Genomic DNA, 25,930 nt, shown 5'->3' with positions numbered 1-25,930 from the left:
CCTCAGAGGCCGCGGGCCTGGGCCAGGAACCGCAGGTGGTCGAGGTCGGAGAGGTCGAGCACCTGCAGGTAGACGCGCTGCACGCCGACCGCGGCGAACTCCTCGAGCCGGCGCGCGACCTCGTCCGCGGTGCCGGCGATCCCGTGGGCCCGCAGCTCGTCGGGCTCCCGGCCGATCGCGGCGGCCCGCCGGACGACGTCGGTCTCGGTGCTCCCCGCGCACAGCACCTGGGTCGTCGAGTACCGCAGCGTGGACGGGTCGCGCCCGATCCCCGCGCACGCCTCGCGGACCCGTCCGAACTGGGCGGCGACCTGGGCCACCGACGCGAACGGCACGTTGACCTCGTCGGCGAAGCGCGCCGCGAGAGCGGGGGTCCGGCGCGGGCCCGAACCGCCGACGATCACCGGTGGGTACGGGTCCTGCAGCGGCTTGGGCAGCCCCGGGCTCCCGGCGAACGTGTAGTGCTCGCCGTGGAAGTCGAAGGCCTGCCCGACGGGGGTGCCCCAGGCACCGGTGAGGATCTCCAGCTGCTCGGCGAGCATGTCGAAGCGCACCCCGGTCGGCGGGAAGGGCACGCCGTACGCGTGGTGCTCCGCCTCGTACCACCCGGTGCCGATGCCGAGCTCGATGCGGCCGCCGGACATCTGGTCGGCCTGGGAGACCGCGACCCCCAGGGGGCCCGGCAGGCGGAAGGTGACCGAGGTCATCAGCGTGCCGAGGCGGATCGTCGAGGTCTCCCGGGCCAGGGCGCCGAGGGTGACCCACGCGTCCGTCGGACCCGGCAGGCCCGTCGAGTCGCCCATGGCCAGGAAGTGGTCCGAGCGGAAGAAGCCGTCGTAGCGGCACTCCTCCGCGCACCGCGCGACGCGCAGCAGGTCGTCGTAGGTGGCGCCCTGCTGCGGTTCGGTGAAGATCCGCAGGTCCATGACGGAGATCAGCCTAACGGGGCATCGCGCGTAGTCTGGGACCCGTGACCACGAGCGCTGATCCCACGGCACCGGCAGGACGCAAGCTGCTCCGCCTCGAGGTCCGCAACTCGCAGACACCCATCGAGCGCAAGCCCGAGTGGATCCGCACCCGCGTGCAGACCGGCCCGAACTTCTCCGAGCTCAAGGGCATGGTGCGCTCCGCGGGGCTCGCCACCGTGTGCGAGGAGGCGGGCTGCCCCAACATCTACGAGTGCTGGGAGGACCGCGAGGCGACGTTCCTCATCGGCGGCGAGCAGTGCACCCGGCGGTGCGACTTCTGCCAGATCGACACCGGGAAGCCCTCGCCGCTCGACCGCCTCGAGCCGACCAAGGTCGCCGAGTCGGTGCGCCAGATGGGGCTGCGCTACTCGACGATCACCGGCGTCGCCCGCGACGACCTCGAGGACGGCGGGTCCTGGCTCTACGCCGAGACCGTCCGGCAGGTGCACGAGCTCAACCCGGGCACCGGCGTCGAGCTGCTGATCCCGGACTTCGACGGCCGGGACGACCAGCTGGGCCCGGTCTTCGACTCGGCCCCCGAGGTGCTCGCGCACAACCTCGAGACCGTGCCGCGCATCTTCCGGCGGATCCGCCCCGCGTTCCGCTACGAGCGCTCGCTCGACGTCATCCGCAAGGCGCGCGCCGCGGGCCTCGTCACGAAGTCGAACCTGATCCTCGGGATGGGCGAGACGCCCGAGGAGGTCACCGCGGCGATGCAGGACCTGCACGACGCCGGGTGCGACCTGCTGACCCTCACCCAGTACCTGCGCCCCTCGCTGCGCCACCACCCGGTGGAGCGCTGGGTCAAGCCCGAGGAGTTCGTGGAGCACCGCGACGCGGCGCTCGCGATGGGCATCGCCGGGGTGATGGCCGGGCCGCTGGTGCGGTCGTCGTACCGGGCGGGCCGGCTCTACGCGCAGGCGAAGCTGCACCGCGGCGAGGCCCTGCCCGAGGGCATGGAGGAGCTGGCGGCCGAGGGTGAGGCCCGGCAGGAGGTCGGATCGGTCCTCGCCCGCCGCGGGTGACGGTGCATCCGGCAGAATAGGGAGCATGGCCAAGGGCACTGCCGGTAAGGCGACCAAGGAAGAGAAGAAGGCCGCCAAGCAGGCTGCGCGGGCGGCGCGCAAGCAGCGCTGGTCGCAGATCTGGCAGGCCTTCCAGATGCAGCGCAAGGAGGACAAGCTCCTCCTCCCGCTGATGATCGGGGCCGTCGTCGTGACGGCGCTGATCTTCCTGGTCATCGGCCTGCTCATCGGGCAGTCCTGGTACCTGGTGCCGATCGGGGTCATCCTCGGCCTCGCGGTCGCGATGATCGTGTTCGGGCGACGCGTGCAGAAGAACGTCTACGCCAAGGCCGACGGCCAGCCCGGGGCCGCCGGCTGGGCGCTGGACAACATGCGCGGGCCGTGGCGGGTGACCCAGGCGGTCGCCGGCACCACCCAGCTCGACGTCGTGCACCGCGTCATCGGTCGCCCGGGCGTGATCCTCGTGGCCGAGGGCGCCTCGCACCGCACGAAGGGCCTGCTCGCCCAGGAGAAGAAGAAGGTCTCGCGCGTCGCCGGGCAGGTGCCGATCTACGAGGTCGCCATCGGCAGCTCGGAGGGCGAGGTCGAGCTCTCCAAGCTCCAGCGCCACATGGCGAAGCTCCCGCGCAACATCGACCGCGAGCAGATGGACACCCTCGAGAAGCGCCTGGCCGCGATCGCCGGCCGGGGCGGGCCGGCGATGCCGAAGGGCCCGGTGCCCAAGGGTGCACAGATGAAGGGCATGCAGCGCACCGTGCGCCGCCGCTGACCGCTCCTCAGCGGGTCCGCACCACCACGGTGCGACTGACGCGGTCGTGCAGTCCGCGGGAGTCGCGATCCATGATCACCGCGGGGACGACGAAGAACAGCGACACCGTCCGCGCGAGGGCCCACACCCCGACCCGGGCGGCGCCGTCGGCCCGCAGCACCCGCAGGCCGGTGAGCACCATCGCGGGCGTCTGGCCGATCAGGGCGACCGGCACCGTCACGAGCACCGCCCAGACCGCGAGGCTGAGGTAGGTCGGGGCCGGGAACGAGATCGCCGAGGCCACCAGTCCACCGACGAGCAGGTCGAGCAGGAACTGCCCCAGGCGTCGGGGCGGGCTCGCGACCGACCCGGGCCCGGACTCGGGCAGCCCGAGGTCCCGGCCGGGCCACCCGTCGTCGTCCGGGGCCCCGACGCTCGCCGACGGTGGCCGCCCGTTCGGCCGATCGGCAGGCACGCGTCGTGCGCGGGAGTCCTCTCGAAACGGACGTCCGCCGCTTTCCGGGCGACCACCCGCCGCCCGTTCAGGCCCGTCGTCGGTGAGCCATTCACGAAACCACGACACTCTGACAGGCTACGGTGCCGCCGCGTCGTCGACACGCGTCCCGGCAACGACGCCGGGGCGGGCCGGGCAGTGTGACGCGGGCCCGTTAACTGCTGCGAAACACCGGTGCGACGGGCGAGAAACGTCGGCCGCCTAGCGTCCACGTCACCTGAAGCGGTGATCCGGTCCCGCCGGGCGGGTCGCTCGACCGGAAGTCAGTGCCTCGAGAAGGAGCCAGTGAGGGTGTTCAGCAACAAGGACGAGGTCTTCAAGTACATCTCCGACGAGGGGGTGCAGTACGTCGACGTCCGGTTCTGCGACCTCCCCGGCCAGATGCAGCACTTCACCGTGCCCGCGTCGGAGTTCAGCGACGGCGTCTTCGAGGACGGCCTCGCGTTCGACGGTTCCTCGGTCACCGGGTTCCAGACGATCAACGAGTCGGACATGACGCTGCTCCCCGACGTGGAGACCGCGCGCATCGACCCGTTCCGGGCCCAGAAGACCCTGAACATGAACTTCTTCGTCCACGACCCGCTGACGCTCGAGGCCTACAGCCGCGACCCGCGCAACGTGGCCCGCAAGGCGGAGAAGTTCCTCTCGACCGTCGACGTCGCGGACACCTGCTTCTTCGGCCCGGAGGCGGAGTTCTACATCTTCGACTCGGTCCGCTACGAGTCCTCGATGCGCACGCAGTACTACGAGGTCGACTCGATCGAGGGCGTGTGGAACACCGCCCGGGACGAGCCGGGCGGCAACAAGGGCTACAAGGTCGCGGCCAAGGGCGGGTACTTCCCGGTCGAGCCGACCGATCAGACCTCGGACCTGCGCGCCGCGATCGGCACCAACCTCATGAACTCCGGCTTCGAGCTCGAGAAGCTGCACCACGAGGTCGGCACCGGCGGCCAGGCCGAGATCAACTACAAGTTCAACACGCTGCTGCACGCGGCGGACGACCTGCAGCTGTTCAAGTACATCGTCAAGAACACGGCGTGGCAGGCCGGCAAGACCGTGACCTTCATGCCGAAGCCGATCGCCGGCGACAACGGCTCGGGCATGCACTGCCACCAGTCGCTGTTCAAGGGTGGCGAGCCGCTGTTCTACGACGAGAACGGCTACGCCGGGCTCTCGGACATGGCCCGCCACTACATCGGCGGCATCCTGCACCACGCGCCCTCGCTCGTGGCGTTCACCAACGCCACCGCGAACTCCTACCACCGCCTGGTGCCCGGCTTCGAGGCCCCGATCAACCTGGTCTACTCGAACCGCAACCGCTCGGCGTGCGTCCGCATCCCGATCACCGGCAACAACCCGAAGGCCAAGCGCCTCGAGTTCCGCTGCCCCGACTCGTCGGGCAACCCGTACCTGTCCTTCGCCGCCATGATGATGGCCGGCCTGGACGGCATCCGGAACAAGATCGAGCCGCCGACGCCGGTCGACAAGGACCTCTACGAGCTCCCGCCGGAGGAGGCCGCCAACATCGCGCAGGTGCCGGCCAGCCTCGACGCTGCGGTGAACAACCTCGAGGCCGACCACGACTACCTGCTCGAGGGCGGCGTGTTCACCTCCGACCTCATCGAGAAGTGGATCGAGCTCAAGCGCGACGACGTCACGGGCCTGCGGCTGCGCCCGCACCCGTACGAGTTCGAGCTGTACTACAACTGCTGATCTCCTGATCGGCCGTCGACGGCCCGGTCACCCCTCGCGGGTGGCCGGGCCGTTCTGCGTTCCCGACGGCGGGTCGTGCCCGGTCGGTCACGTCGTGATGCGTCCCGCACACGGTCGGCCCATGTCGGTCGCCGCCGCATGCGCGTTGCGTCCCGCACACGGTCGGCCCGGGCCGGTCGCCGCCGCATGCGCGTTGCGTCCCGCACACGGTCGGTCGGCCCAGGTCGATCACCGCCACCCGCGCGTTGTGTCCCGCACACGGTCGGTCCAGGTCGGTCGCCCGCCGGAGGTGTCGATCGAGCACCTGCGGTGGTCCCGCCGAGCCGAGGCCCGCCGGCGGTGCTCGGTGATCATGAAGCAGGACCGCATCGGCGCTCACCCGGCTCGGTGCCCGCCGCCGGGGCCCACGTGTCGAGCGAAGGGTCCCTTCGCTCGACAGACCGGCCGTCGGGGCCGGGCGAGGCCGCCCTCCGACGGGCAGCAGGCGCGAGTGCGACACGAGGCAGGTCGAGAGGCACGTGGGGATGCCTGGCGTCGCACTCGCGCTGGTGGGCAGAGCAAGATCTCATCGCGGGGAGCGAAGTGGGGCGGGGACCGATCGGTCCGCGCGCCGGAACAGGATCTTCACGCTCGTCCGCGACGTCGAGCGGCACACCAGGAGTGCCTCGACCGTGGGCCGTCGATGCGACCCGCGCCGACCGTGTGCGGCACGCAACGTAGCGCCCGCCCGATGCGACCCGCGCCGACCGTGTGCGGCACGCAACGCAGCAGCCACCCGAGGCGACCCGCGCCGACCGTGTGCGGCACGCAACGCACGCGGCTCGCGCGGGTTCACCGCCGGTCGCGCACGTCCTCACGCGGGGACAGGGCCGCAGCGGCCACGTACTGGTAGACGTACCGGACCTCCTCACCCTGACTGATCGGCACGCAGACCCAGCCGACCCACTCCCCCGTCGTCGTCCGGCGCCAGCCGAGGAGCTCGCCCGGGACCCGGCTCTGCAGGTCGACCCCGTCGGGGACCGCACGCGGCGGGCGGCTCGCCGGGCGGGGGTACGCCACCGCGAGGTCGACCCACACCCGGCGGACCTCGGTGCGCTGCAGGGCGCCCGAGCGGTCGTTCCGCCGCTGCGCCGGCCCACGCTCCTCGAACACGTGTTCGATGATGACCGCCGTCCCCCGTGCAGCGCCAGCCGACCCGCCCACATCACCCGTCGTGATGGTCGACGCAGCGTGACCACGACCCGCAAGAAGTGTCAATCTTCGACATAAATCCGCGCTCAACCCGCCAGACGCTTGCCTCGGTACACACTCTGTGTGACTCTATGGCGGTCCACACAGGTGAGGAACCGCCTCACCGGACACCGATAAGTCACCCTGAGTGAGGAGCCGTCATGCGCACGAGCCTGCCGTCCTGGAAGTCCGCCCTCGGGATCGTCGCCGTCACCGGCGCCGCGCTGCTGGCCACCGCACCCCCGGCCCTGGCCCAGGATGGTGGAGGTGGCCCCGATCCGACCGCGGCCCCCGTGCAGGAGCGGGTGTCGGCCGAGGTCCTGCCCGGCGTGGTCTACCTGCAGACCGACGTGCACACCTACCTGCGCAACATGGCCGACGGCTCCGTCGAGGGCCCGTTCGACCTCTCCCTGCAGTGCACCGGCTTCGTCGTGAACCCGAACGGCTACGTCGCCACCGCCGGGCACTGCGTCTCCGACCTGGACATCCAGGAGGAACTCGCCACCGAGATCTCCTCCGGTGCCGCACAGGCCGGGTACGACGCCACCACGACCTACAACTACGTGATGGCCAACTACAAGCTGGAGGGCGACGTCGGCGGCTCGCCGGCCGACAAGAAGGTCACCGTGGCCCAGGCGTCCGAGGGGCCGTCGCAGACCCCGCTGCAGGCCCAGATCGTGGACTCGAAGCCGAACTCGCAGGGTGACGTCGCGCTGCTCAAGGTCAACGCCACCAACATGCCGACGGTCGAGGTCGCGCCGGCGAACACCACGACCACCGGCACGCAGATCATGAGCATCGGCTACCCGGGCGTCGTCGACCAGGTGATGGACGCGAGCCTGCAGCCGACGTTCAAGGACGGCTCGGTCAGCGGCACGCAGAACCAGAACGGCATCCCGTTCCTGCAGATCACCGCGGACATGGGCCAGGGCATGAGCGGCGGTCCGACCGTGAACCAGCAGGGTCAGGTCGTCGGGATCAACAGCATGGGCATCAGTGACCGCAGCAACTCGTTCAACTACGTCGCGCCGAGCTCGACGCTGCTCGAGATGCTCGCCCGCAACGGCGTCCAGGCCCAGCCGGGCGCGTTCGACGAGGCCTACCGGGCCGGTCTCGCCGACTACTACCAGGGCTACTACTCCGACGCGGAGGAGCAGTTCGCGAAGGTCCTCGACATCGCCCCCGACTCGCAGGCCGCGGCCGATTACAAGGCCAAGGCCGCCCGGGCGCACGACCAGTTCGGTGACAAGGGCATGGGCCTGCTCGGCTGGGGCCTGATCGGCGGCGGCGTGCTGTTCCTGCTGGTCGTCGGCGGACTCGTGGTCGGGATCGTCGTCCGGAACAAGCGCCGGGCCACCCCGCAGGTCAACCTCGCCCAGCCCGGCCTCGGCCTGCCGACCGGCTACCAGATGCCGATCCAGCAGACCCCGGCGACGGTGCAGCAGTACGGCCAGGCCCCCGTGCCGGCGCAGTACGCGGTCCCGCAGCAGTACCCGGCACCGCAGCACCAGGCTCCGCAGCACCAGGCCCCGGCCGGCTTCGGCGCCGCACCGTTCGGTCAGGGCGGGACGATGCCGGCCGCGCCGGCCTCGCCCCCGGTCGGCTTCCCGGCTCCGGTCGCCCCGGCTCCCACGACCCCGCGGCACGAGGCCCCGGAGGCCGCCGCGCCGGTCGCCGTCGCCACCCCGCCCGCCGGGATGGCTCCGCTGACCGACGCCCCGACCGGCCCCGGCCACTGCCCGAACTGCGGCGCCGCCCGCGCCACGGGCGCCCGCTTCTGCGGGGGCTGCGGGGTGGGGCTCGCCTGACCCTCCGCCCGACCGATCAGCGTAGAACCCCCCGGGTCACCCGGGGGGTTCTACGCATTCCCGAGACCCGCTCGCTTCGTAGTTTCAGCGTCACCGCTGGTCAGAGGCCCGAAACGGCCGAGAGAACGAAGCGAGCACCGCCATGAAGCGAGTCGTGACCACCCTTCTCACCGCCACCGTCGTCGGTGGCGCCCTCCTGACGACCGCCGTCCCCGCCGCCGCCCAGACCGACCCGGTGATGCCCCGCGAGCGGCTCGTCGCCGAGGTCCTGCCGGCCGTCACCTACGTCGAGACCCGCGCCACGGGCTGGGTCCGGGAGAAGGGCACGGGCCGCGAGATCGGCACCGTCCGCCTCACCGGGACCTGCTCGGGGGTGGTCGTCGCGAACGACGGACACGTCGCCACCGCCGGCCACTGCGTCGACGCCGCCGACCTCACCGACTCGCTGCGTACCCGGCTCGCCGGCGACGTCGCGACCACCCCCGGCGCGACCGGCACGCCCGCCCAGTACGAGGCCTTCATCCTCGGCCGCTACGACATCGGCGGCCCCACGGCCGGCAGCCCGATCGAGCGTCGGGTCTCGGTCGTCCGCGCCGACGCCTCCGGCCCGGAGAAGCGTCTGGACGCCACGATCGTCGACTCGCTGCCCAACGAGCGCGGCGACGTCGCCCTCCTCGACGTCGACGGCGAGAACCTCCCCGCCGCCCCCCTCGCCCCTGCCGGCGACCCCACCCCCGGCACCCCGGTCACCGCCGTCGGCTACCCCGCCGACCGCGACCGCCTCATGGACCCCAGCCGCGACCCGAGCTGGAAGGACGGCACCGTCAGCTCGGTCCAGACCCGCGACGGCGTGCCCTTCGTCGAGGTCAGCGCGGACATGGCCCCCGGGATGAGCGGCGGGCCCGCCGTCGACGCCCGCGGCCGCGTGATCGGGCTGAACAGCATGGGCATCGGTGACTCCGGCGCCTTCAACTTCCTCGCCCCCACCTCCGCGCTGCGCTCGATGCTCGAGCGGAACGGGGTCGTGACGGAGCCCGGGCCGGTCGACACCCGCTACCGCGCCGGTCTCGACGCCCTCGCCGCGGGCGAGAACGCGGACGCGATCGCCGCCCTCACCGAGGTCACGCGCCTGCGCCCGGACCACACGCAGGCCGCGAAGCAGCTCACGACCGCCCAGCAGGCCTACGCGGCCGTCGGCGACGCCAGCGAGAACCGCACGCGCACCCTCGTGATCGTCGCCGCCTCGGTCACCGCGTTCCTCGTGCTCGTCGGCGGTGCCCTGACCGCGGTCCTGCTCGTGCGCCGCTCCCGCCGTCGCCACCCGGCCTTCCCGACGACGGGTCCGATCGCCTTCCCGGCCGGCCACCCCAGCGGCCCCTTCCCGACGGCGGGTGGTCCGGCCGGGCACCCCAGCGGCCCGATCCCGGCGCCGTTCGCCACCCCGCCGTGGGGCACCGCCCCGGCTCCGGGCCCGCACCCGGAGGAGCCGGCGCCCACGGTCGAGCGGACGCCCGAGGACCACTGAGCTCCACCGACGAGCCCCTCCGGCCCCTCGGAGGGGCTCGTCGTCGTGCAGGCCCACCTTGTCGCGGCCTACTGCCCACCCGCCGTCATCCTGTCGCTGGGAATCCCAACGACAAGGCGGCCGCCTCCCAGATGTCGACCGCGACAAGATGATGCGGACGGGCCTGCCGACTTGCCGCGGGCCGCGAGACTGTCGGTGGTCGCTGCGACAGTGCGACCATGACCGGCACGAACCACCCAACCCGAGGAGGCGCACGGTGGCTGCACCACATCAGGAAGAGGCCCCCCGTCTCCTCGACCGCACCGAGCCCTGGACCGAGCAGGAATGGCTTGAGCTCCCGGAGAAGAGCCCCGTCGAGCTCGTCGACGGCGCCCTCGTGATGAGTCCGCGCGGGTCGAACCAGCACCAGCGGCTCGCGTACCGGAGCTTCGCCGTCCTCGACGCTGCGGCGACCTCGTCGTGGTCCGTCGTCGGGGAGCCGACCGTCCGCGTCGGCCGGAACCGACTCCTGATGCCCGACGTCGCCGTGATCCGGGGCGACCTCGATCCCGGCACGGTCATCAATGACGCCGTGGACGTCGCGCTCGTCGTCGAGGTCGTCAGCCCCGGGAACGCCGCGCACGACCGGATCCTCAAGCCCCACCTCTACGCCGAGGCCGGGGTCCGGTGGTATCTCCGCGTCGAGCAGGAGGGTCCGGTCGGGCACCTGCACGAGCTGGTGGACGGCGCCTACCGCGAGATCGCGACCGGCCCCGTCGTCGAGCTCACGGAGCCGTTCCCCGTCACGCTGGACCTCCCGCACCTCGCCCGCTGAGCTCGACGGCCAGCGCCAGGATCCGGTCGACGGAGACGTCCACGTCCGCCGCGGTCGTCGACCAGTTCGACACCGAGAACCGCAGCGCCGGCGCGCCGTCCCACACCGTGGTGCCCACCCAGCACGTGCCGTCCTCCGCGACCGCGCGGGCCAGCTGCGCGACGTCGACCCCCGGGAACCGGACCAGCACCTGGTTGAGCACCACGTCGTTCAGCACCTCCGCGTGCGCCGCGAACCGGTCGGCCGCCCGCCGGGCGAGGTCGCAGCACCGGTCCACCAGGTCCGCCACACCCCGGCGCCCCAGGGCCCGCAGCGCCGCGTACACCGGGATCCCGCGGGCCCGCCGCGAGTTCTCCAGCGTGCGCGTGGACGGGTCGAGGTCGCCCAGCGGGAGGTACGGCGCCGACACCGACATCGCGGCGGCGAGGGCCGCGCGGTCGCGCACCACGGTGAGCGCGGAGTCGTAGGGCACGTTCAGCCACTTGTGCGCGTCGACGGCCCAGGAGTCCGCCCGGTCGGCGGCCACCACCAGGTGCCGGCGGGCGGGAGAGGCCGCCGCCCACAGGCCGAACGCGCCGTCGACGTGCATCCACGTGTGCTCCCGCGCCCGCACGAGCGCCGCGATCTCGTCGAGCGGGTCGCACGCGCCGGTGTTCACCTGGCCGGCCTGCGCGCACACCAGCACCGGACCCGGCGCCGCCGCGAGAGCGGACCGCAATTCCTCCGGGAGCAGGCGCCCCTGTGCATCGGTCGGCACCCGGACCGCGTGCCGGGCCCCGAACCCGAGCAGCCGCAGCGCCTGGACCACGGTCGCGTGCGCCGCCGCGCCGAGCAGCACGGTGACGGGCGGCGCACCGATCAGGCCGTCGGCCTCGACGTCGTGTCCCACTCCCGCGAGCAGCGCATGCCGGGCCGCGGCCAAGCAGGCGATGTTCGCGGTCTGGGCGCCAGTCGCGAACCCCACGGCCGCGTCCCCCGGGAGCCCGAGCAGGTCCAGCACCCACCCGCCCGCGACCTCCTCCACCACGGCCGCGGCGGGGGACATCACGGCGACGGCGGCGTCCTGGTCGGCCGCGGCCACCATCCAGTCGGCCGCCAGGGCCACCGGCAGCGTCCCGCCGGTGACGAACCCGAAGTAGCGCGGCCCCCCGCTCGACACGAGCCCGGGCTCCAGCGCCGCCGCGAGGTCGTCGAGCACCCCGGCCGCGGGGAGTCCGTCGTCGGGAAGATCCCCGAGGGCTGAGCGCAGCGCCGCCGGGTCGGCCGGCACCCCGACGGGCCGGTCCGGCAGCGAGGCCAGCCAACGGTCAGCGAACCGGCGAGCGGCGTCGAGTTCCTCCACCGGCCTACTCCAGCGCCGAGAACACGCGGTCCACCACGGCGCGGGAGTGCCGGGTGATGCGGCGGTACTCGTCGATGCACTCCCCCGGGTCGTCCTCGGGGTAGCCCAGCGCCGAGGCGATCCCGGCGAGCTCGTGCCCGGAGCGCGGGAGCTGGTCGGTGGGCTTGCCGCGGACGAGGGTCGCGACCCCGCGGGCGCGGGTCGCCGTCGACCAGCCCGCCACGAGCGCGGCCGCGTCGGACGCCGAGAGCAGGCCCTCCTCCTCCAGGGCGGCGAGGGCGTCCAGCGTCGAGGTGGTGCGCAGTGCGGGCCGGGCCCCGGCGTGCTGGAGCTGCAGGAGCTGCACGGTCCACTCGACGTCGGCCAGCCCGCCCGTGCCGAGCTTGGTGTGCAGCGCCCGGTCGGCCCCGCGCGGCAGGCGCTCGGCGTCGACCCGGGCCTTCATCCGTCGGATCTCCGTCGCCTGCTCCTCGGGCAGCCCGCCCTCCGGGTAGCGGTACGGCGCGATCATCTCCTCGAAGCGCCGGCCCAGGTCCTCGTCGCCGGCCACCGGGCGGGCCCGCAGCAGGGCCTGGCACTCCCAGGTCTGCGCCCAACGCCGCAGGTAGTCCGCGTACGACGACAGCGTGCGCACCAGCGGCCCGCTCCGGCCCTCGGGACGCAGCTTCGTGTCGACCTCGAGCGCCGGGTCCGGGCTGGGCGAGCCGAGCGCCGAGACGACCGACTCGACGACGGCGCGGGCGAACGTCGTCGCCTCCTGGTCGGACGCGCCGCCCACCGGCTCGCACACGGCGACGACGTCGGCGTCCGACCCGTAGCCCAGCTCCGCGCCGCCGAGCCGGCCCATGCCGATGATCGCGATCGCGGCGGGAGCCGGGGCGGCCCCGGCGCGCTCCCGGATCGCGGCGTCCAGCCCGGCCTGCAGCACGGCGACCCACACGCTGGAGAGCGCGCGGCACACCGCGACGACGTCGGTCAGCCCGAGCAGGTCCGCACACGCGACCCGCAGCAGCTCGACGCGGCGCAGCGAGCGCGCGACGTTGCCGGCCGAGCGCGGGTCGGTGTGCCGGGCGACGGCGGCGCGCAGCGAGCGGGCGACCTCCGCCGGGTCGCGGGCGACCAGGTCGGCCGACGGCCCGTCGCCCCCGAGCAGCCGCAGCACCTCCGGCGAGCGCGGCATCATCTCCGCGACCCAGCGGGACGTGCCCAGCACGTACATCAGCCGGTCGGCGGCCAGGCCCTCGTCGCGCAGCAGCGCGAGGAACCACGGCGTGGACGCCAGCGCCTCGGAGACCTTCCGGTAGGCGAGCAGGCCGTGGTCGGGGTCGGCGGTGTGGCCCAGCTGGTCGAGCAGCACGGGCAGCAGCGCCCGCTGGATCCGGGCCGCGCGCCCGGTCCCGGCGGTCAGGGCGGCGACGTGCTTGAGCGCGCCCGACGGCGAGCTCCATCCGAGCGCGGCGAGCCGGCGGGTCGCGGACTGCTCGGTCAGCACCAGGTCCGACCCCGCGACCCTGGCCACCGACTCCAGCAGCGGGCGGTAGAAGAGCTTCTCGTGCAGGCGCCGCACGCGCACCGTCGTGCGGGAGCGCTCGGCCTGCAGCACCCCGACCGCGTCCCGCCGCCCGTCCGGGCGCAGCTTCGCGGCACGGGCGAGCCAGCGCAGGCCGTCGGTGTCCTCGTCGGAGGGGAACAGGTGGGTGCGGCGGAGGCGCTGCAGCTGCACGCGGTGCTCGAGCATCCGCAGGAAGCGGTAGGAGGCGGCGAGGTTCGCGGCGTCGTCGCGGCCGATGTAGCCGCCCTCGCCGAGGGCCGCGAGCGTCTCCAGGGTGTTCTGCCCGCGCAGCGTCTCGTCGCCCCGGCCGTGCACGAGCTGCAGCAGCTGGACGGCGAACTCGACGTCGCGCAGCCCGCCGCGGCCGAGCTTGAGCTCCCGGTCGGCGACGTCGTGGCGGATGTGGTCCTCGACCCGCTTGCGCATCGCGCGGACGTCCGCGACGAAGTCCTCGCGGTCGGCCGCGCTCCACACCATCGGCGCGAGCGCCTCGCAGTACTCCCGGCCGAGCTCGAGGTCGCCCGCGACCGGGCGGGCCTTGAGCAGGGCCTGGAACTCCCAGGTCCGCGCCCACCGCTGGTAGTAGGACACGTGCCCGTCGAGGGTGCGGGTCAGCTGCCCGGACCGGCCCTCGGGGCGCAGGTTCGCGTCGATCTCGAGGAAGGCCTCCGTCGCCACCCGCATCATCGTCGAGGCGAGCCGGGTCGCGACGTCGGCGGGCCCGTCGTGGAGGAAGATCACGTCGATGTCGGAGACGTAGTTCAGCTCGCGGCCCCCGCACTTGCCCATCCCGATGACGCCGAGCCGCACCCCCTCGACCTTCTCGGCACCGACCTCCGCGCGGGCCACCGCGAGGGCGGCCTCCAGCCCGGCCGCGGCGACGTCGGCGAGCTGCGCGGAGATGACGTCGACCGGCCAGAACGGCAGCTCGGGCTCGCACACCGACTGCAGGTCGGCGGCCGCGAGCAGCAGCACGTCGTCGCGCCAGGCCAGGCGCAGCAGCTCCACCGCGCCGGGACCGGTGACGTTCGCGATCGGCGCGGCCGCATCCGGGTCGGCGCCGACGGCGTCCAGGTGGGTCCGGCAGCGGTCCACGGCGCTGGGCAGCCGGGACGCGTCGTGCACCCGGCCGGGTGCCTGCACCGTGCGCAGCAGCCGCCAGCGCTCGGGCTGGGTGACCAGGTGCTCGCCGAGCGCGGTGGACCCGCCGAGCACGCCGAACAGCCGCCCGCGCAGCCCCTGGTCGACCCGCAACGCGGCCTCGAGCTCCGCCCACGACCCCTCGAGCGACTCCCGCAGCTTCTCGACGGCGGCCAGCGCGAGGTCCGGGTCCGCCGCGCGGGCCAGGGCCCAGACGACGAGGGCCGCGGCCGGCACGGCGTCGTCACCGTCCCACCAGCCGAGGTCGGCCAGGCGCTGCCCGGCGTCGGGGTCGGTGAACCCGAGACGGGCCGGCGCGCGAGCGGGTCGTCGGTCGCGCGCGACGGGGGGTGTCGTCACCCGGGCGAGCCTAGTCGCGGGGACCGACACCCCGGGACGTCACAGCGTCGGCAGGTACGTGGCCAGCTCGTAGGGCGTGACGTTGCGGCGGTAGGCGTCCCACTCGCTGCGCTTGTTGCGCAGGAAGAAGTCGTAGACGTGCTCGCCGAGGATCTCCGCCATGAGGTCGGACTGCTCGAAGGCCTGCAGCGCGCCGTCGAGGTTCTGCGGCAGCGTCTGGTACCCCATCGCGCGCCGCTCGCCCTCGGTCAGCGACCACACGTTGTCCTCGGCGGCAGGCGGGAGCTCGTAGCCCTCGGCGATCCCCTTGAGCCCCGCGCCCAGGATCACGGCGTACGCCAGGTACGGGTTCGCGGCCGAGTCCAGCGAGCGCACCTCGACCCGCCGTGAGGACGCCTTGCCCGGCGAGTACATCGGCACCCGGACCAGCGCGGAGCGGTTCGCGTGGCCCCAGCACACCGCGGTCGGCGCCTCCCCGCCGACGACGAGGCGCTTGTAGGAGTTCACGAACTGGTTGGTCACCGCGGACATCTCCCGCGCGTGGCGCAGGACCCCGGCGACGAACGCCTTGCCGGTCTTGGAGAGCTCGTAGGGCTCCGCGGCGTCGTGGAACGCGTTCTGGTCGCCCTCGAACAGGCTGACGTGGGTGTGCATCGCCGACCCCGGGTGCTGGGTGAACGGCTTCGGCATGAACGACGCCCGCACGCCCTGGGTGATCGCCACCTCCTTGACGAGGTAGCGGAACGTCATGATGTTGTCCGCCATCGACAGCGCGTCCGCGTAGCGCAGGTCGATCTCCTGCTGACCCGGGCCGCCCTCGTGGTGGGAGAACTCCACCGAGATGCCCATGGCCTCCAGCGAGTCGATCGCGCGCCGGCGGAAGTGCGGCGCGACGTCGTGGCTGGCCTGGTCGAAGTAACCGCCGGTGTCGGCGGGGACCGGCGGGGTCCCGTCGTCGGGAAGGTCCCGGAGCAGGTAGAACTCGATCTCCGGGTGGACGTAACAGGTGAAGCCGGCCTCGGCGGCGCGCGAGAGCGCGCGGCGCAGCACGTGGCGCGGGTCGGCCCAGGACGGCGAGCCGTCGGGCATCGTGATGTCGCAGAGCATCCGTGCCGAGTAGTGGTCGCCCTCGGCGTCCTCCCAGGGCAGCACCTGGAACGTCGACGGGTCGGGCTTGGCGACCATGTCCGACTCGTAGACGCGGCTGAAGCCCTCGATCGACGACCCGTCGAACCCGATGCCCTCGGCGAACGCCCCCTCGAGCTCGGCCGGGGCGATCGCGACGGACTTGAGGTAGCCGAGCACGTCGGTGAACCACAGCCGCACGAAGCGGATGTCGCGCTCGTCCAACGTCCGCAGGACGAACTCCTGCTGCCGATCCATGTCCCGGACCCTAAGGAGATGGTGTTACAGGGACGTCACAGGGGTCCCCGGACGGGGACGGATCACCCGGTGTCGGCGCACCGCGCGTTCGGCGGGGCGGGGGTGCCGTCGACGAGGTAGCGGGTGACGATCGCGTCGACGCACCCGAAGCCCTGGAAGGTCGCGGTGTGCTGGTCGCCGACCTTGGTCAGCAGCGAGCCGTTCAGCGCCTTCGCGAGGTCGACCCCCGCCTGGTACGGCGTCGCCGGGTCACCGGTCGTGGACACAACGAGCGGCGGGGCCAGGCCCGGGGCCTGCGGGACGTGCGGGCCGCCGGTGACCGGGGCCTGCGGGGGCCAGAACGCGCACGAGTCCAGCGCGGCGCTCGCCCCGCGTCCCGAGTCGAGGAACGGCGCGGCCTCGTTGTAGCGGGTCGCGCGGTCCAGCGCCTGCGCCGGGTCGGTGACGCGCGGGTCGTCCACGCAGCGCACGGCGGTGAACGCGTCCTGCTGCGGGGAGTACGTGCCGTCCGGGGCGCGGTCGTAGTACTGGTCGGCGAGGCCCATCAGCGTCTGCCCGCGGCCCTGCGTGAGCTCGGTGAGGCCCTGCCGGAGGTCGGGCCACAGCGACGTGGCGTAGAGGGCCTGGATGGTGCCCTGCTGCGCGTCGCCGTAGGAGAACGTGCGGCCGTCCGGGAGCTTCTGCGGGGCCGCCAGCAGCGGGCGCGTCAGTTCCTGGAAGCGGGTCGTCGCCTGCGCGGGGTCGGCGCCCAGGGGGCAGCCGGGCTTCGTCGAGCAGTCCTTCGCGAAGGCCTCGAACGCGCCCTGGAACCCGCGGCCCTGGTTGACGACCTCGTCGGTCGGGTCCTGGTCCGGGTCCAGGGCACCGTCGAGGACCATGGCGCGGACGTTGCGCGGGAACTGCTCGGCGTAGGTGGAGCCGATCCGGGTGCCGTAGGAGAACCCGAGGTAGTTCAGCTTCTCGTCGCCGAGCACCGCCCGGAGCACGTCCATGTCCTTCGCGACGTCGCGGGTGCCGGCGTTCGCGAGCATGTCCACGCCGGTCTTCTGCGCGCAGCCGTCGGCCGTCTGTCGGGCGAGTCCCTCGGCGCGCTGCACGCCCGCCGGGGACGGGTCGAGGATGTCGGTCGCGCGCTGGGCGTCCTGCTCGGCCGGGGTCAGGCAGCGGATGGTCGGGGTGCTCGCGCCGATGCCCCGCGGGTCGAAGCCGACGAGGTCGAAGCGGCGGGCGACCTCCTCGCCGCGGGTGAGGATCGCGAGCTGCGAGGCGATCTCGATGCCGGAGGCGCCGGGGCCGCCGGGGTTGACCAGCAGCGACCCGATCCGCTGGTTCGGGTCGGTGGCCTTCAGGCGCGAGACCGCGATCTGCGCCGTGCGACCGGTCGGGTTCGCGTAGTCGATCGGCACCTCGAGCTTCGAGCACTCGAAGCCGGGCTGGCCGTAGAACTGGCGCTGGTCGTCCGTCGTCGCGAACGGCAGGCAGGAGCCCCAGGACAGCTGCTGGGAGTAGAAGCGGTCGAGGCCGCCCGGGGCGGCCGCGGACGACGGGGCCGGGGCGGTCGGGGGTGCCGTCGCGGCCGGCACGGCGTCGGCGCAGCCGGCGAGCGTGACCAGCGTCGCGAGCGCGACCACCCACCGGAGCACCACCCGCCGTCGGGAACGGAGCGGACGGCGGTCGGTCGTGCTCCCCGGGCGTGACACGCGGCCATCCTCGCAACCGCCCGATGTGGTCTCCGTCGGGGTGGGTCGATGTGAGTCCGGCGACAAGCACCGGCGCGACGGCGGGCCGCGGGGCAGGCTTCGGCGGCACCAGCCCCTCGCACACGCCCGGGGACCCGCTGACACGGGCCTCGAGGCAGGAGGACACGACGATGACGTCACCCGCACCGAAGCGCGTCCGCATCCACCACCTGCAGCAGTGGAAGGACGCCGGCGAACGTTGGCCCATGCTGACGGCCTACGACTTCCCGACGGCGAAGGTGTTCGACGCCGCGGAGATCCCCGTGCTGCTGGTCGGCGACTCCGCCGCCAACAACGTGCTCGGCTACGACTCCACCGTGCCGGTGTCGGTCGACGAGCTGCTGATGCTGTGCAAGGCCGTGGTCCGCGGGGCGTCCCGCGCCCTGGTGGTGGCCGACCTCCCGTTCGGCTCGTACCAGGTCTCCCCCGCCCAGGCCCTCGAGACCGCGGTGCGGTTCATGAAGGAGGGCGGTGCCGCGGCAGTGAAGCTGGAGGGCGGCGAGCACTACGCCCCGCAGATCCGGGCGCTGGTCGACGCGGGCATCCCCGTCATGGGCCACCTCGGCTTCACCCCGCAGAGCGAGCACGCCCTCGGCGGGTTCCGGGTGCAGGGTCGCGGTGCGGGCGCGGACAAGCTCCTCGCGGACGCGATCGCGGTGCAGGAGGCCGGGGCGTTCGCGACGGTGCTCGAGATGGTCCCGGCCGACGTCGCCAAGAAGGTGACCGGCGAGCTGCGCATCCCGACCGTCGGCATCGGCGCGGGGCCGGACTGCGACGCCCAGGTGCTCGTGTGGCCGGACATGGCCGGCCTGAACACCGGACGCGTGCCGCGCTTCGTCAAGCGCTACGCCGACCTCGCCGGCGCCCTCGGCGGCGCGGCGCAGGAGTTCGCGCGGGAGGTCCGCGAGGGCGTGTACCCGGCGGAGGAGCACAGCTTCCGCTGAGTCAGGCCGCTCAGCCGTCCTCGGGCCACACGATCTTCACGCCGGCGTGCACCTTGTAGCGGCGGTTGATCGCGATGAGGTTCGCCGTGAGGCACTCCACCTGGTAGGCGTTCCGCAGCCGGCCGGCGTAGACCCCGCGCACGCCCGGGATCGCGTCGGCCAGCGCGCGGACCACGTCGGTGGCCTCCCGGTCGTCGCCGAGCACGAGGACGTCGCAGTCCACCTCGTCGTGCTCGAGGTCCGAGAGCAGCACCGCGGAGACGTTGTGGAACGCCGCCGTCACCCGGGTCTCGGGCAGCAGCTGCTCGGCCTGCTGCGCGACGCTGCCCTCCTCGACCGGCAGCGGGTACGGGCCCTTCTTGTCGAACCCGAGCGGGTTCACGCAGTCGATCAGGATCTTGCCCCGGAGCGGTTCGACGAGGCCCTTCAGCGTGTCCGCGTGCGACTCCCACGGCACCGCGGCCAGCACGACGTCGGCCTGCTCCGCGCAGCTCGCGTTGTCCGTTCCGGTCACGTTGTCGGTCCCGGTGAGCTCGCGGTACTCGGCCGCGGAGGTCTCCGCCCGCTCGGCCGAGCGCGACCCGACGATCACGCGGATCCCGGCCGCCGCCCACCGCAGCGCGAGGCCCTTGCCCTGCGCGCCGGTGCCGCCGAGGACCCCGACGGTGAGGGTCGTCGGGTCGATGGGTTCGGTCACGGATGCTCCTCCACGAACGGTCAGATCGGACTGTTTCCTATCACGCTGCGAGCAGCGCGGCGAACTCCCGGTGCAGGGCGGCGACGGCGTCGTCGGCCGCCGGGACGGCCCCGGTGAAGCCGAGGAAACCGTGCACGAGCGTCGGGTGCTCCCGGAGTCGGGCGTCCACCCCGGCCGCGGTCAACGCCTCGGCGAACGCGGCCCCGGCGTCGCGCAGCGGGTCGAACCCGGCCGTCGCGACGATCGTCGGGCCCAGCCCGGCGAGCTCGGCCCGCAGCGGCGAGAGCCGGATGTCGCCCTTCGGGTTCGCGGAGCCGAGGTAGAGCTTCGAGCAGGCGACGACGTCACCCGCCGTCAGGAAGTACCCCTCGCCGTTCTCCCGGACCGACGCGTAGCGGCCCTCGAAGTCCGGCGGCGGGTAGACGAGCAGGGTCCCGACGACGGGTTCGCGCCGGTCCCGGCGCGCGAGGGCGGCTCCGGCGACGAGGTTGGCGCCCGCGGAGTCCCCGGCGAGGGCGACCCGCCGCGGGTCGGCGTCCCACTCGGTCGCGTGGTCGATCGCCCAGGCGAGGCCGTCGAGGACGTCGTGCAGCGGCGCGGGGAACCGGTGCTCGGGCGCGAGGCGGTAGTCGACGGCGACCACGACGGCACCGGTGTCGTCGGCGAGGCGCTGCGCGACCGGGTCGTAGACGTCGCCGCCACCGAGCACCCAGCCGCCGCCGTGGGCGTGCACGACGAGGGCGGCGGTCGTGCGCTCCGCGGGGCGGTGCACCCGGACCGGCACCGGCCCGTCGTCGCGGACCTCCGGGGCGGCGCTCGCGGGACGCACCGTCTCACTCATCTGGGTGGCGAACCGCTCGCGGGCCGCGCCGACGCCCTCCTCGGTGTCGGTGTCCGCGAACATCGCGGGCCGGTCGGACCAGCGCTCGAGCAGGGCGGCCACGTCGGGGTCGAGGGCGGTCACGACGGCACCCTAGGGGGCGGAGGCGCCGTTGCCGAAACGAGACCTGACCCGGGAGCAACGCTGGCCCGGGTACCACGTCTGTTGGCATGCCGGGCTCGATCGATCACGAGCGACGCCCGGGTGCAGGACTCTCCGCCGCCCCGCGATCTCGAAGGACCCAGCGCTCCCGATGGCACTGCCCTTTCCCCACAGCACCCCGACCCTGCCCCGCATCGCCGCCGTCGCCCCTGCCCAGCGGGACGGCGCCGGGCGGGCCCTCCCCGATCTCGCGCAGCTGCGTGCCGTGGTGACCTCGCCGGTGACGGCGCTGGTCGTGATGGTGCTCGGGCTGCTCGGACTGTTCGCCCTGCCGATGGTGGGCCTGCCGTTCGTGGCGCTCGTCGTGCTGCCGGTGGTCGTCTACCAGCTGCGCGCCGAGCAGCGCCAGAACCTGCGCCGCCCGCGCCGCTGACCCCTGCTCCGACCGACGCCCCCGGCTCCGTGTGGAGCCGGGGGCGTCGTCGTTCGTGTCAGTAGGTGGAGCTGGCGCCCGCGATGATCAGCCCGAAGACGATGAAGAACACGACGGCGAGCACGAACAGGCCGATGAAGATGTAGCCGATGATCAACCCGGCCAGCGCGAGCCCGTCCCCGTTCTCGCCCCGCTCGCGGATCTGCCGGCGGGCGATGTGCCCGCAGATGACGCCGCCGACCGCGGTGATGCCGAAGAAGAACGACAGCAGCGAGAGCACCAGCGAGGCGATCGCCAGCCCGTTCGTGGGCGCCACGCCGCCGGCGGGGTAGCCGTAGGGCTGCGGGTACGCGCCGGGCTGCTGGCCGTAGGCCGGGGCCCCGAAGCTGCCCGAACCCGGCGCCGGCGGCCCGTACCCCGGCTCACCGGAGCCGGTCTGGCCGTACTGCTGCTGGCCGTAGGGTTGGCCGTAGCCCGGCTGTTGGCCGTACTGCTGGCCGTAGCTCTGCTGCTGGCCGTACTGCTGCTGCCCGTAGCCCGGTCCCTGGTCCCCCGTGCCGTGGTCCGACGGCGCCGCGGTCGGCTGCGAGCTCGGCCCGGAGTAGGCGGTGGGCGGTGGATAGCCGGCATCCGCGCCGCTGCCCGACCCGGCCTGCTCACCCTGCGGTCGCGCGAACGGGTCGCCGTCCTGCGGTTCGCGGTTCGACTCGCTCATGATCCCGTCCCACCTCGGTGCGCGGCCCGCCGCGGACCCCGCCGTGAGGCGGCATCCTTGCACGACGCACCGATCCCGACCCGGCGAACCGGCACGAAACACGCGATGCCGTCGGGGGCGCCGGCGGCCGTCCGGTGGATGGCGCCCTTCGCGCGTCCAGAGCCAGGGTTCCGTCATCGTCGGTCGACCCGGGCCGACCCCGACGACGCGAGAGGCACACCACGCACCGTCCGCGGCCTCCGGAGGTGCCTCACGTACCTCTCGCGGACGGCCGGCGGGATCAGTCCTGCGACCCTCCGTCGGAGGACTGCGACGACGAGGGGCTCGACGACCCGGAGGACGGCGAACTCGACGAGGACGGGCTGCTCGAGGACGACGAGCTGCTCGACGACGGACTGCTCGACGACGACGGGGCGCTCGACGGCTTCGGCGCGCTGCTCGATGGCTTCGGCGCGGACGTCGTCGACTTCGGCGGGGTGGTCGTGTTCGGCGGCGTGGACGTCGTCGAGCCCGGCGGGGTGGTCGAGCTGCTCGGGGGCGGGGTGCTCGACGACGGGCGGGTCGACGACGGTCGGGTCGGCGACGACGACGACCCGGTGCCACCCGGCGAGGCCGGGGCCGGTCCCGAGCCGCCCGACCCACCCGGTGCCGCCGCGGGAGCCGCGGCCGAGGACCGCGAACCCAGGTCCCCCGGGCCGGCGAGCGGGCCCCGGGCGGCGGCGAGGTCGACCTGCGTCGGCGTCGGGGACGTCGCGGACGTGCCCGGCGCGGGGAGACCCAGGTCGGTGATGACGGGCGCCGCGGGCGCGATCGGTGCGGCCATCGGACCCTGCGGGGTCGGCGTGGACGTCGTCCCGAAGAAGGCGCCGAGCTCGCTCGTCATCGCGAGCGAGGTGGAGGTCCCGGTGACGGTCTGGAACACCGCGGTGCTCACGGCGGCGGCACCCATGAGCGACACGCCCGCGACGGCGATCCGGCGCCGTCGGGCGTGCGTGTCCTCCGGCGAGGTCGGCTCGCCGTGGCCGGGCGAGGGGACGTCGGTCGCGAACAGCGGCACCGCCGGCCCCGACACCGTGCTCCACTCCACCGCTGCGTCCTCCCGTCGGTCTGTTGCGCATTCGGATGTCGTCCCTGGTCCGAGCGCCGTGTGACCAGTCAAACGGACGGACGGTGTAGTCGTCTGTCTGACGATCAGGCGGGATGTCACACGGCCGTGTGGGCCATCGCTGTCACTGCACGGAGTCGGGAGTGACGCAGCGTCAACCTGGCCGAATGACGTCCGACCGCGGACGACCGACCGCTCGTCGCGTCACTCCGTGAGACCGCGGTGAACGTCCGACCGCTCACCCTCCCCCGATCGGCCCTACGATCTCGCCGTGTCCAGCGCACCGACGCCTGCGAGATCCGGCGACCCCGACCGTCCCGAGCACACCCCGACGGTGCTCGACGCCGCGCTGCACGAAGCCGGGGCGGCGCTCGGGCGGGTGTCGTCGGCGGCCACGAACGTCTGGGACCGCGTCCGGAACGGCCACCTGGCCGACACGACCCGGCACCCGCGCACCGCGCTGACCGGCGGTCGCGGCTGGACCCTGCACCGGTACGCACCGCTGGCGGACGGACCGGTCACGGGCACCGTCGGGAACCCGGTCCTGCTCGTCCCGCCGCTCGGGGCGCCGGACCTGGCCTTCGACCTGCGGCGGGGCAACAGTCTGGTCGAGTTCCTGCTGTCACACGGCCGGTCGGTCTACATCGTCACCTACGACGCCGCCTTCTGGCGGGGGCGACGACGGGGTCTGGAGACCTGGGTCGACGACGTCCTGCCCGCCGCGGTCGAGGCCGCCCACGCCGACGACGCGGACGCGGGCGACCTGCACCTGGCCGGCTGGAGTCTCGGCGGGCTGTTCGTCCTGCTGACCCTGGCCGCGCACGACCTGCCGGTCGCGTCGGGCACGGCGTTCGCGGCGCCGGTCGACGTCGACGAGGTCCCGATCGTGGCGCCGTTCCGCTCCATCGCCGAGTACACCGGCGGCGCCATCTTCACCACCGCGTACCGCGTGCTCGGCGGCTTCCCGGCGCCCGCCGTGCGCGCCGCGTTCCAGCTGGTCAGCGCGGACCGCTACATCACCAAGCCGGTCACCGTCCTGACCCACCTCGACGACCGCGAGCTCCTCGAGCAGATGGAGGCGGTCGACGTGCTGATGAACAACATGGTCGCCTACCCGGGGCGGGCCTTCGGCCAGGTCTTCCACCACGTGATCCGGGGCAACGAGATCGCGCGCGACGCCGTCCACATCGGCGGCCGGCCGGTGCACCTGGGCGACGTCACCGACCCGATCCTGCTCATCGCGGGGGCCGACGACGGGATCGCCCCGGTGGACAGCGTGCGCACGGGCGTCGACCTGCTGTCGAACTCCGCGGACCTGCGCTTCGACGTCGAGCCCGGCGGCCACCTCGGGGTGCTGACCGGGCGCCGCGCGAAGACCCACACCTGGCCGGTGTTCCTCGAATTCATCGGCGACCACGACGACTAGAACCACACCGGTGTCATTCGGACGCCGGGGTGTTCGAAGGGCGCTCGAACGGGTGTCGTACGGTCCTTCGCGGCCCTGCTCCCCCGTGGAAGGACACCTCGCGTGGCCGTCACCCTGAAGGCAGCCCTGCTCGACTCCGACAAGCGCGGATTCGTCGTCACCGACCTGGAGACGCTCGTCGACGACGAGGTCAAGGACAAGAGCGGCCTCTCCGGCGGTGTGATCAAGACCGGGTACGCCGCCGTCAAGAAGATCAAGCCGGGCATCATCTGGGGCGTCATCGACACGCTGCTGGACGAGTTCGTCGAGGCGCTCGAGCCGCACTGGACCGCCTACAACGCCTCCCCGACCGGCGACTTCGGCGCCTACCTGGCCGCCCACCCGCAGCCGGTGTCGGAGGCCCTGCTCTCGGTCACCGACCGGCGCGCGGAGAAGTCGAACCGGGCCGCCATCACGTCGGTCTACTCGAAGCTGCGCGGCAAGGCGCAGGAGAACGTCATCGAGGCCCTCCCCCGCCTCGGCGCCGTGGTGGAGAAGCACGCGGTGTGAGCTCCGCTCAGGTGAGCACTTGTTGTCGCCATGGCGACAAGAAGTGCTCACCTGCGGAGCACCTTGATGGCACCCTCCACGCGCAGGTCGGCCAGCGTCGGGTAGCCGTCGACCGCCATCACGAGGTCGGTCTCGGCGAGCACCGAGCGCAGGTGGTGCACCACGCCGTCCTCGCCGCCGAGGGCCAGGGCGTAGGCGTAGGGCCGGCCGAGGCCGACGGCGGTCGCGCCCAGCGCCAGCGCCTTCGCGACGTCGGCCCCGCTGCGGACCCCCGAGTCGAACAGGACCGGGACCTCACCGGCGGCAGCGACCACGTCCGGCAGCGTCGACAGCGCGGGCAGCCCGCCGTTGGCCTGCCGCCCGCCGTGGTTCGAGCAGTAGAGGCCGTCGACCCCGAGCTCGACCGCGCGCCGGGCGTCGTCGGGATGGCTGATGCCCTTGAGCAGGATCGGCAGGTCGGTGGCCTCGCGCATCCACGTCAGGTCGTCCCAGCCGAGGCTGTAGCCGAACAGCCGCGACCACAGCCCGATCGCGGCGCGCGGGTCCTCCTCCGGCGGCACGTCGAGGAGGGCCCGGAACGCCGGGTCGGAGAAGTAGTTGGCGAGGCAGTGCCCGCGCAGCTGCGGGAAGTTCGCGGTGTTGAGGTCCCGCGGGCGCCAGCCGGTGACCCACGTGTCCAGGGTGACGACGATGCCGCGGAAGCCGGCCTTCTCGGCCCGCTGGATCAGCGAGACCGCCACGTCCCGGTCCTTCGGCGTGTAGAGCTGGAAGAAGCCCGGGGTGTCGCCGAGCGCCGCGGCGACGTCCTCCATCGGGTCCTGGGTGAGCGTCGACATCACCATCGGCACCCCGGTGCGCGCGCAGGCCCGGGCGACGGCGAGGTCGCCGTGGAAGTCCTGCGAGCAGATGCCGATGACGCCGACCGGGGCGCAGAACAGCGGCGACGGCAGGTCGACCCCGCAGATCGAGGTCGACAGGTCGCGCTCGTACGCGCCGTTCATCATCCGCGGCACGATCCCCCACCAGCCGAAGGCCTCGGCGTTCGCGCGCTGGGTCCGCTCGTCGCCGGCGCCCCCGGCCACGTAGTTCAGGATCCAGTCCGGCAGCGACGCGGCCGCCGCGGCCTCCAGGGACGGGAAGTCCACCGGCCACCGCGGGAGCACCCCCTTGAGGCCCGCGCCGTAGATCTCCAGCTGGTAGTCCCCGTACTGAGCCACG

The 25,930-nt window shown here is 73.4% G+C and carries 22 protein-coding genes; 11 read left to right on the top strand and 11 right to left on the bottom strand.

From position 1 onward, the window contains the following. Nucleotides 1-2: 2 nt before the first annotated feature. Nucleotides 3-926: an LLM class F420-dependent oxidoreductase gene (locus QRT03_RS12660; RefSeq protein ID WP_286053181.1), complete on the bottom strand. Its 924-nt coding sequence runs from the start codon at nucleotides 924-926 to the stop codon at nucleotides 3-5. 44 nt (nucleotides 927-970) lie between these two features. Here QRT03_RS12660 and lipA point away from each other — a divergent pair, with 44 nt between their 5' ends. Next, on the top strand, nucleotides 971-1,993 hold the full coding sequence (gene lipA / locus QRT03_RS12655) for a lipoyl synthase (protein ID WP_286053180.1): 1,023 nt from the start codon (nucleotides 971-973) through the stop codon (nucleotides 1,991-1,993). 25 nt (nucleotides 1,994-2,018) lie between these two features. Continuing rightward, nucleotides 2,019-2,762, top strand: a complete 744-nt coding sequence (locus tag QRT03_RS12650; protein ID WP_286053179.1) for a DUF4191 domain-containing protein — start codon at nucleotides 2,019-2,021, stop codon at nucleotides 2,760-2,762. Nucleotides 2,763-2,769: 7 nt separating this feature from the next. Here QRT03_RS12650 and QRT03_RS12645 read toward each other — a convergent pair whose 3' ends face one another. After that, complete coding sequence (locus QRT03_RS12645) at nucleotides 2,770-3,216, bottom strand: RDD family protein (protein WP_286053178.1); 447 nt, start codon at nucleotides 3,214-3,216, stop codon at nucleotides 2,770-2,772. A 330-nt stretch (nucleotides 3,217-3,546) separates the two neighbouring features. Here QRT03_RS12645 and glnA (QRT03_RS12640) point away from each other — a divergent pair, with 330 nt between their 5' ends. Continuing rightward, nucleotides 3,547-4,968, top strand: coding sequence for a type I glutamate--ammonia ligase (gene glnA, locus QRT03_RS12640; RefSeq protein ID WP_286053177.1), 1,422 nt, complete (start codon nucleotides 3,547-3,549; stop codon nucleotides 4,966-4,968). A gap of 831 nt (nucleotides 4,969-5,799) precedes the next feature. Here the strand turns inward: glnA (QRT03_RS12640) and QRT03_RS12635 are convergent. Continuing rightward, entirely contained in the window at nucleotides 5,800-6,120 is a 321-nt protein-coding gene (locus QRT03_RS12635; RefSeq protein WP_286053176.1) for a hypothetical protein, read from the bottom strand. Nucleotides 6,121-6,359: 239 nt separating this feature from the next. On the opposite strand from QRT03_RS12635, the gene QRT03_RS12630 reads away from it, so the two are divergent. The 3 genes from QRT03_RS12630 to QRT03_RS12620 all read left to right on the top strand — a co-directional run bounded on the left by QRT03_RS12630 (nucleotide 6,360) and on the right by QRT03_RS12620 (nucleotide 10,345). Next, entirely contained in the window at nucleotides 6,360-8,006 is a 1,647-nt protein-coding gene (locus QRT03_RS12630) for a trypsin-like peptidase domain-containing protein (protein WP_286053175.1), read from the top strand. A 154-nt stretch (nucleotides 8,007-8,160) separates the two neighbouring features. Next, nucleotides 8,161-9,531 (top strand): S1 family peptidase, encoded by a 1,371-nt coding sequence (locus QRT03_RS12625; RefSeq protein ID WP_286053174.1) that lies wholly within the window; start codon nucleotides 8,161-8,163, stop codon nucleotides 9,529-9,531. Between the two features lie 256 nt (nucleotides 9,532-9,787). Further along, the gene (locus QRT03_RS12620) at nucleotides 9,788-10,345 is read left to right on the top strand and encodes a Uma2 family endonuclease (RefSeq protein WP_286053173.1); all 558 of its coding nucleotides are present in this window, start codon (nucleotides 9,788-9,790) and stop codon (nucleotides 10,343-10,345) included. On the opposite strand, the gene QRT03_RS12615 is transcribed toward QRT03_RS12620, so the two are convergent. The 4 genes from QRT03_RS12615 to QRT03_RS12600 all read right to left on the bottom strand — a co-directional run bounded on the left by QRT03_RS12615 (nucleotide 10,314) and on the right by QRT03_RS12600 (nucleotide 17,765). Beyond that, a complete protein-coding gene (locus tag QRT03_RS12615; RefSeq protein WP_286053172.1) occupies nucleotides 10,314-11,687 on the bottom strand; it encodes a pyridoxal phosphate-dependent decarboxylase family protein in 1,374 nt (457 codons plus the stop codon). The two genes, QRT03_RS12620 and QRT03_RS12615, sit on opposite strands and share 32 nt — an antisense overlap. A gap of 4 nt (nucleotides 11,688-11,691) precedes the next feature. Beyond that, on the bottom strand, nucleotides 11,692-14,739 hold the full coding sequence (locus QRT03_RS12610; protein WP_286053170.1) for a bifunctional [glutamine synthetase] adenylyltransferase/[glutamine synthetase]-adenylyl-L-tyrosine phosphorylase: 3,048 nt from the start codon (nucleotides 14,737-14,739) through the stop codon (nucleotides 11,692-11,694). 39 nt (nucleotides 14,740-14,778) lie between these two features. Beyond that, nucleotides 14,779-16,122 (bottom strand): type I glutamate--ammonia ligase, encoded by a 1,344-nt coding sequence (glnA, locus tag QRT03_RS12605; protein WP_286053169.1) that lies wholly within the window; start codon nucleotides 16,120-16,122, stop codon nucleotides 14,779-14,781. A 62-nt stretch (nucleotides 16,123-16,184) separates the two neighbouring features. Continuing rightward, nucleotides 16,185-17,765 carry an alpha/beta hydrolase gene (locus tag QRT03_RS12600; protein ID WP_425604832.1) on the bottom strand — a complete coding sequence of 527 codons (1,581 nt, stop codon included), beginning with the start codon at nucleotides 17,763-17,765 and terminating at the stop codon, nucleotides 16,185-16,187. A gap of 227 nt (nucleotides 17,766-17,992) precedes the next feature. Between QRT03_RS12600 and panB the strand changes: the two genes are divergently transcribed. Beyond that, nucleotides 17,993-18,805 (top strand): 3-methyl-2-oxobutanoate hydroxymethyltransferase, encoded by an 813-nt coding sequence (gene panB, locus QRT03_RS12595; protein ID WP_286053166.1) that lies wholly within the window; start codon nucleotides 17,993-17,995, stop codon nucleotides 18,803-18,805. A 10-nt stretch (nucleotides 18,806-18,815) separates the two neighbouring features. Here panB and npdG read toward each other — a convergent pair whose 3' ends face one another. Continuing rightward, nucleotides 18,816-19,502, bottom strand: a complete 687-nt coding sequence (npdG, locus tag QRT03_RS12590) for an NADPH-dependent F420 reductase (protein ID WP_286053165.1) — start codon at nucleotides 19,500-19,502, stop codon at nucleotides 18,816-18,818. A 40-nt stretch (nucleotides 19,503-19,542) separates the two neighbouring features. After that, on the bottom strand, nucleotides 19,543-20,466 hold the full coding sequence (locus tag QRT03_RS12585) for an alpha/beta hydrolase (RefSeq protein ID WP_286053164.1): 924 nt from the start codon (nucleotides 20,464-20,466) through the stop codon (nucleotides 19,543-19,545). 169 nt (nucleotides 20,467-20,635) lie between these two features. Here QRT03_RS12585 and QRT03_RS12580 point away from each other — a divergent pair, with 169 nt between their 5' ends. Beyond that, nucleotides 20,636-20,917: a hypothetical protein gene (locus QRT03_RS12580; RefSeq protein ID WP_286053163.1), complete on the top strand. Its 282-nt coding sequence runs from the start codon at nucleotides 20,636-20,638 to the stop codon at nucleotides 20,915-20,917. Between the two features lie 58 nt (nucleotides 20,918-20,975). On the opposite strand, the gene QRT03_RS12575 is transcribed toward QRT03_RS12580, so the two are convergent. Then, nucleotides 20,976-21,632 carry a DUF4190 domain-containing protein gene (locus QRT03_RS12575; protein WP_286053161.1) on the bottom strand — a complete coding sequence of 219 codons (657 nt, stop codon included), beginning with the start codon at nucleotides 21,630-21,632 and terminating at the stop codon, nucleotides 20,976-20,978. A gap of 245 nt (nucleotides 21,633-21,877) precedes the next feature. Between QRT03_RS12575 and QRT03_RS12570 the strand changes: the two genes are divergently transcribed. The 3 genes from QRT03_RS12570 (at nucleotide 21,878) to QRT03_RS12560 (ending at nucleotide 24,712) form a co-directional block, all read left to right on the top strand. Beyond that, nucleotides 21,878-22,783 carry a hypothetical protein gene (locus QRT03_RS12570; protein ID WP_286053159.1) on the top strand — a complete coding sequence of 302 codons (906 nt, stop codon included), beginning with the start codon at nucleotides 21,878-21,880 and terminating at the stop codon, nucleotides 22,781-22,783. 225 nt (nucleotides 22,784-23,008) lie between these two features. Further along, nucleotides 23,009-24,163 (top strand): alpha/beta hydrolase, encoded by a 1,155-nt coding sequence (locus QRT03_RS12565; protein ID WP_286053157.1) that lies wholly within the window; start codon nucleotides 23,009-23,011, stop codon nucleotides 24,161-24,163. A 102-nt stretch (nucleotides 24,164-24,265) separates the two neighbouring features. Beyond that, entirely contained in the window at nucleotides 24,266-24,712 is a 447-nt protein-coding gene (locus tag QRT03_RS12560; protein ID WP_286053155.1) for a DUF6918 family protein, read from the top strand. Between the two features lie 47 nt (nucleotides 24,713-24,759). On the opposite strand, the gene QRT03_RS12555 is transcribed toward QRT03_RS12560, so the two are convergent. Then, nucleotides 24,760-25,929: an alpha-hydroxy-acid oxidizing protein gene (locus tag QRT03_RS12555; protein WP_286053154.1), complete on the bottom strand. Its 1,170-nt coding sequence runs from the start codon at nucleotides 25,927-25,929 to the stop codon at nucleotides 24,760-24,762. Between the last annotated feature and the right edge of the window lies 1 nt (nucleotide 25,930).

The sequence above is a fragment of the Actinomycetospora termitidis genome (assembly GCF_030286555.1).
Classification (GTDB): Bacteria; Actinomycetota; Actinomycetes; order Mycobacteriales; family Pseudonocardiaceae; genus Actinomycetospora; species Actinomycetospora termitidis.
This window is presented reverse-complemented; position numbering and strand designations above follow the sequence as displayed.